Origin of the sequence: Aeromonas lacus (genome assembly GCF_000764665.1) — a bacterium.
Lineage (GTDB): Bacteria > Pseudomonadota > Gammaproteobacteria > Enterobacterales > Aeromonadaceae > Aeromonas > Aeromonas lacus.
Genome location: NZ_JRGM01000021.1, coordinates 54,543 through 61,157 on the forward strand (window position 1 = coordinate 54,543; position 6,615 = coordinate 61,157).

Annotated in this window: 4 protein-coding genes; 1 reads left to right on the plus strand and 3 read right to left on the minus strand. The window is 59.2% G+C overall.

All coding sequences use genetic code 11. From position 1 onward, the window contains the following. The first annotated feature begins 21 nt into the window (after positions 1-21). Positions 22-2,808: an insulinase family protein gene (locus tag LG31_RS0103600; RefSeq protein WP_033113137.1), complete on the plus strand. Its 2,787-nt coding sequence runs from the start codon at positions 22-24 to the stop codon at positions 2,806-2,808. 330 nt (positions 2,809-3,138) lie between these two features. Here the strand turns inward: LG31_RS0103600 and LG31_RS0103605 are convergent, their stop codons facing one another. The 3 genes from LG31_RS0103605 to LG31_RS0103615 all read right to left on the minus strand — a co-directional run. Then, the gene (locus LG31_RS0103605; RefSeq protein ID WP_033113141.1) at positions 3,139-3,786 is read right to left on the minus strand and encodes a thiopurine S-methyltransferase; all 648 of its coding nucleotides are present in this window, start codon (positions 3,784-3,786) and stop codon (positions 3,139-3,141) included. Positions 3,787-4,040: 254 nt separating this feature from the next. Then, a complete protein-coding gene (locus LG31_RS0103610; protein ID WP_033113138.1) occupies positions 4,041-5,420 on the minus strand; it encodes a leucine-rich repeat-containing protein kinase family protein in 1,380 nt (459 codons plus the stop codon). Between the two features lie 252 nt (positions 5,421-5,672). After that, a partial coding sequence (locus LG31_RS0103615; protein WP_152598288.1) for a tetratricopeptide repeat protein occupies positions 5,673-6,615 on the minus strand: 943 nt, incomplete at its 5' end.

A 6,615-nucleotide genomic window follows, 5' to 3' on the forward strand; every position in this document is an offset into this window, starting at 1 on the left:
TCCAACGTGAGTCGCCCACCAATGAGCCCATATGCCAGTCCCAATGACCATCGGCAATACCACTATCTGGAGCTGGCAAACCGGCTCAGGGTCTTGTTGATTTGCGATCCCGATACCGACAAATCCGCCGCTTCTCTGGCGGTCAATACCGGCCATTTTGACGATCCGGCCGACCGACAGGGGATGGCTCACTTTCTCGAACACATGCTCTTTCTCGGTACCGCAACCTACCCCAAGCCGGGTGAATACCAGCAATTTATGAGCCGTCATGGCGGCAGCAACAACGCCTGGACCGGCACCGAGTTCACCAACTTCTTTTTCGAGATCGACAACGGCTTCTTCGAGGCGGGTCTCGACCGGTTCGCCCAGTTTTTTATCTGCCCCACGTTCGATCCGGAGTGGGTCGACAAGGAGCGCAACGCAGTCGACTCCGAATACCGCCTCAAGTTGCAGGATGATGTGCGCCGCAGCTATCAGGTCCACAAGGAGACGGTCAATCCCGCTCACCCCTTTGCCAAGTTTTCAGTCGGCAACCTCGATACCCTGGCCGATCTGCCGGGACGGGATCTGCGCTCCGACCTCATCAACTTCTACGAGAGCCACTACAGCGCGGATCGCATGGCGCTGGTGATGATGTCGCCCGCCGACATAGACACCCAACTGCAGTGGTGCTGTCGCTATTTCGCTCCCATTTTGAATCGCAATTTGGGAACGCCGACTCTCGATATGCCACTCTACCGGCTCGACGACCTCGGCATCCGCATCCAGATCAAACCGGTGAAAGAGACCCGCAAACTGGCGCTCACCTTCCCGCTGCCCAATGTGGACGCCTTTTATGACAAAAAGCCCCTCACCTTCCTGAGCCACCTTATCGGCTACGAAGGGGATGGCAGCCTGCTCTCACTGCTTAAAGCGAAAGGCTGGGTCAACCAGCTCTCGGCAGGCGGCGGCATCAGTGGCGCCAACTTCAAGGATTTTGGCGTCAACTTCGGCCTCACCCCGCTCGGCCTTGAACATGTGGACGAGATCGTGGCCTTCCTGTTTGGCTACCTCAAGCTTATCGACCGTGCAGGGCTGGAGGCCTGGCGCTACGACGAGAAGCGCACCGTGCTCGAATCGGCGTTCCGTTTTCAGGAGCGCGGCCGCCCGCTCGATACGGTCTCGGGGCTGGTGCTCAACCTCTTTAGCTACCAGCCAGAGGATCTGCTGTACGGCGACTACATGATGCGGGAGTATGACGAGGCGCTGATCCGCCGCTTCCTCGCCAAGCTCACCCCGCACAACCTGCGCATGACCATCACGGCGCCGGAGGTAACCACCGACCGGCTGGCCCGCTGGTATCAGACCCCCTACAGCGTGGCGACCATCACCGAGGCGGAGAAGATCCGCTGGCAGCAGAGCGCACCGGACAAGGCGCTGGCACTGCCCAAGCCCAACCCCTTTATCAGCAGCCGGCTCGATCCGCGCACGCCGGAGATCGCGGCCGAGATGCCAGCCTGTCTTATCGATCGCCCCGGCTTTCGCCTCTGGCACCTCCACGAGCACCTCTTTAGCGTGCCCAAGGGCAATCTCTACATCTCCATCGACAGCGAGCACGCGGTCAAAAGCCCGCGCCACATCGCCATGGCGCGCCTTGCGGTGGAGCTCCTGGCCGACCACCTCAACGCCCTCACCTATCCGGCGGAGCTGGCGGGGCTGGGCTACCAGATCTATGCCCATCAGGGGGGCTTTACCATCAACCTGAGCGGCTTTGCCGACAAGCAGCCGCTCTTGCTCGACATGATCCTCGGCAACCGCACCCTGGGTTATCCCGATCCGGGCCGCTTTAGCGAAATCAAGGAGGCGCTCATTCGCAACTGGGACAACCAGTCCAAGGCGCGCCCCATCTCCCAGCTGTTCAACCAGCTCACCAGTTTGCTGCAACCCAATAACCCGCCGTTCGAGCAGTTGCTGCGCCACCTGCGCACCGTCGAGCTCTCCGAGATGCCTGACTTCGTGGCGAGCCTCTTTGCCGAGGTGCATATCGAGACGCTGGTGCACGGCGACTGGACGGCGGCCGAGGCGCTGGAGCTGGCGGCACTGATGGAGCGTCACCTGAGCGACATCAATGGCACCAGCAGCAAGCCCAGTGGCGAGACCCGCCGCCCGCTTATCTCGATTCAGGACAGGGGCACCCTGATCCGCGAACAAGGCTGCGAGCACGAAGATTCGGCGCTCTTGGTCTACTACCAGTCCCGCACCACCCGGGCGCGGGATCTCGCCTGCTTTACCCTGGCCAACCACATCATGTCCTCCACCTTCTTCCACGAACTGCGCACCCGCCAGCAGCTCGGTTATGTGGTGGGGGCAGGCAATTTGCCGCTCAATCGCCACCCGGGTCTGATTTTCTATATCCAGTCGCCGGTGGCGGGGCCCCAACATCTGCTCGATGCGGTGGAGGAGTTTATCGACCTCTTCCCGCTCGCCATGCTCGAATTTACCGAGCAGCAGTGGCAGGAGAGCAAGGCCGGGCTGCAGGCCCAGCTCAGCGAACGCGACGCCAATCTACGCAGCCGCGGCCAGCGACTGTGGGTCAGCATCGGCAACAAGGATCTGGGGTTCGATCAACGGGAACGGGTCTGCGAGGAGGTCGGCAAACTGACGCGCGCCGATCTGGTGCGCTTTATCACCCAGCTGCGTTCACGCACCTCCGATCGGCTGATCCTCTGCAGCTACGGGCAGGGCCACGAGCACGAGGAGCGGATCACCGGCCAGTTTATCGACGACCCGCGGGCCTTCCGGCTCAATGCCGCCACCTTCGAGGCCTGATCAGGCCTCGCATCCCCCCGTTTTTCCTGCCCACGGCAAATCGCAGCCAATAAAAAGCCGACCCACGAGGGTCGGCTGGAAAAACCATAACAATTGCGACAAAGCCGCCAAAAGTGAACATGAGCGTGAAAATCAGACACTGAGTTGATGACAGGCAAGCAGGAAACCCCTTGAACTCGCCGTACAATGCCAACAGTGATTGAGAAACAGCCACATCTTAGGCACTCCCCCCGAAAACCACGTTGATCTACGTCAAAGGAGGTAGCGAAGAGTCCACCTGACGACTCATTTGCCCTGCCGGATCACTCTTTGCAGCCCACCGGCCGCCCGTCAGGCGCGTCGGATCAGGCGATAGGCCACTTCGTCAAAATAGGAGAGCTGACCGGAGAGCACCCGCGGGTGATCCACCTCGGCGGCCCGCCCCAGCACCTCGACCCGAAAGTCCCGTTCAAACAGCGCCCGCACCTCCATCTCGCCCACCGAGAAGGGCGGCTGGCTCTGCTGCTCCGGCTGATATTCAAGGGTCACCAGCAAGATCTGGCCCCCCTCCTCCACCAGCCGGCTCATCAGCGCGGCATACTGGCGGCGCATGGCGGTTGGCAGGGCGATCAGCGCCGCCCGGTCATAGACCAGCCGATAGCGGCGACCGAGCTCCGGCGCGGCAAAGAAATCCCCTTCGAAGATGCGCAGGCTATCGACCTGATGGCACTGATAAGGGCCCACCTCGCTCACCGCCGCCTTCAGGCTGTTTTCACTGAAAAAGCTGGCGATGGCGACGGAGGAGAGCTCGAAGCCATCGACCGGATGACCCTGCCCGCTCAGCCAGAGCATGTCGCGGGACTTGCCGCACAGGGGCACCAGCACCGGCTCGTCCGGCTGCTGCGCCGACCACCAGGATTGCAGCCAGCGGTTGAAATCTGCCTGATGAAAGCCAATTCGGTTCTCTTCCCAACGCTGATGCCAAAACGCAGCTTCCATCATGATTCCCCATTGCTTAATAAAAATTGCTTACTAAAAGATGCCTCAATATCACAACTTAACCGGCACCACGCAACCCTCTGCCCACCCTTTTTATCGGGCGGCCCCTCACCGCATCCCCCGCGATGGCCAGCGGTGCACTCTGGCCTCTCCGGCAGGCAGACAGGGGCTTAAACTCATGCCAAAATGGCATGGGTTGGTGATGATTGATGAGTAAAAGAGGAGAATTTAACGGGCCGAAGGGGCCCGCAAGATCACAACAGGGTGCTGCGCGCCGCCACAAGCTGACGGCCGATCTCGACAAAAGCGGGCCGCTCGCCGTGCAGTTCAGAGAGGCAGGCCGCCGTGAGCTGGTGCAGACCGGCAAGCTGCGCTTTATCAACATCGCTATCGCAGCGTGCCAGCAGCTCCTCCAGCAGGCAGCCAAAGGCACGCACCTCCAGTCGCTCCAGCCCCTGTGCCAGCTCGCGATCATGCAGGTCATAGAGGGAGGCGGCGCCAAAATCGCCGAGCAGGGCGTGGGCAGAGGGCCCGCGGGTAAAGAGGATATTGTGACCGTAGAGATCCCCGTGCATGATGCCGGCCTGGTGCAGATGACCCGCCACCGAGGCAATCCCCCGGGCCAACGTCAGCGCCTCGACCAGGGTAAAGCGCAGCCCTTCGTCATAGACATCGCGAGTGCAGGAGGCCAGACTCGGCGGCCCCGCCAGATTGGCAAAGGCCGGGTCGATCAGCGCCATCACCAGCGCCGGCATACCGGAGGGGTGATCGGCCACCCGCCCCAGCACGGGGATCAGGTTGGGGTGAGCACCTGCCGCCAGCGACGCCGCCATCTCGCACTGGGGCAAGCCATCGCTGGTCACCGCCCCCTTGAAGATCTTGACCGCCACCTCACTCGCGCCAATGGCATCGCTCGACTCATCAGCCATCCGCTCGGCCACTAGCGGCTCACTGCGCATAGCCGCGTGATGAATAACGCCAGAGGCCCCCTGCCCCAACAGCTCGCCGAGCACAAGGCGCTGCCACGGCAAGCTGGCAACCTGCTCATCGCTGATGGCGCGCGCCTCCGCCCCCTCGCTAAAGGGGTTGCCGGAGTAGGCAAGCCAGGAAAGGCGCGGCAGCGACAGCAGCCACTCGGGGAAGCGTTCGATGCGGTTGGCGGCGATACGCAGCAGCTCCAGCTTGCGGCAGTTGGCAAGGCTGGCCGGCAGCTCGCGCAGGCGGTTGCCCGCCAGCATCAGCTTTTGCAGGGCGTCGCACTGGCCCAGCTCATCGGGCAGCCGTTCAATTACGTTATCGGTCAGGATCAGCCAGCGCAAACCGGCGGGCAGCGCTTTGGCCGAGACGGTGGCAATCTGGTTGGCCTTAAAGCCCACCATGGTGAGCGCCGGACAGCGCCCCAACACCTCGGGCAGCTCGGTAAAGCGGTTTTCGGAGCAGAAGATGATGCGCAGTTTGCCAAATCCGGCCAGCTCGTCAGGGAGCATGCTTAGCTGGTTGCCGGTAAGATCCAGCACCTCCAGCGTCTCTTTCAGGCTCAAAATCTCGTGGGGGAACTCCGTCAGATTTTCAGAGAGCTTCAAATGGCGGGCACCGCACAATTCACCTGCGCGCAGCTGTTCCAGAGTATGCATAACCGTTTCTCAATCCTGATGATCTGCCTGATGGCACAGCGACCATCAGCGCGCGCCGAACCCGGGTCCGGCGATTTTAAAGGGGGGCATTATAAAGAATTCGGGGCGCAGATCGCCCCTTTTGTTGCTTTGGCAAGGCTCGGCGCTCAGCCACCCCACCCCGGCTAATTGACGAAGAAACGTAGGGTGCAATAAGCGCAGCGCATTGCACCGTTTGCAAATAGTGGTGCAATTCACGTTGTTCATTGCTCCCTACTGGGTTAAGTAGCCTAGCAGAATATCTTTATTGACCAGCGCATCACCCACTTGCTTTTGTAAATCTGGCACATCACTTGAACTAAAACGCTGGATTAACTCGTCATACACGGTGATAGCGTCTTCTAAATGCCCTAACTGACCCCGAATTACACCTTTATTAAGCAATGCTTTGCCAACTTGCACTTGCATTTCAGGCATATCGCTGGTGCCAAAACATTGGATTAACTTGTCGCACACAGTGATGGCATCCTCTGAATTACCCATTTTGCCTAGCATGATACTTTTGTTTACCAAAGCCATAGCCACATGCACTTGAACTTCTGGCACATCGCAGGATCCAAACCGCTGGATTAGCTCGTCATACACTGTGATGGCATCTTTCGTGCGTGCCAACTGCCCAAGCCTAGCGCCTTTGTTGACCAGCGCCGTAGCCACTTGCTTTTGCACTTCTGGCACGTCACTTGTAGCAAAACACTGGATTATCTCGTCGTAGACTGTGATGGCTTCTTCTACGCGAGCTAGCTGCCCTAATCTGATACCTTTGTTGACTAGTGCCATGGCCACGTGCTTTTGCACTTCAGAAACATCGCTTTTGCCAAAAAAATGAATGAGCTGGTCGTATACCGTGATCTCGTTTTCTATTCTCCCCAACTGGCCTAGCCTGACACCTTTGTTGAGCAGAGCCACAGCAACTACCCCTTGCAGTGCAGATAAATCACTTGTGCTAAAGCGCTCGATCAGCTCGTCATAAATTGTTATGGCTTCTTCTGAATAGCCCCACTGTCCTAGCTTGACTCCTTTATTGAACATTGCCTTTGCTACTGACTCTTGCACTACTGGCAAATTACTTGCGCCAAATCGTTCGATTAGCTCGTTATACAAAGTAAAGGCATCTTCTAAATGACCCAACTGATCTAGAATGGCTCCTTTATTAAAC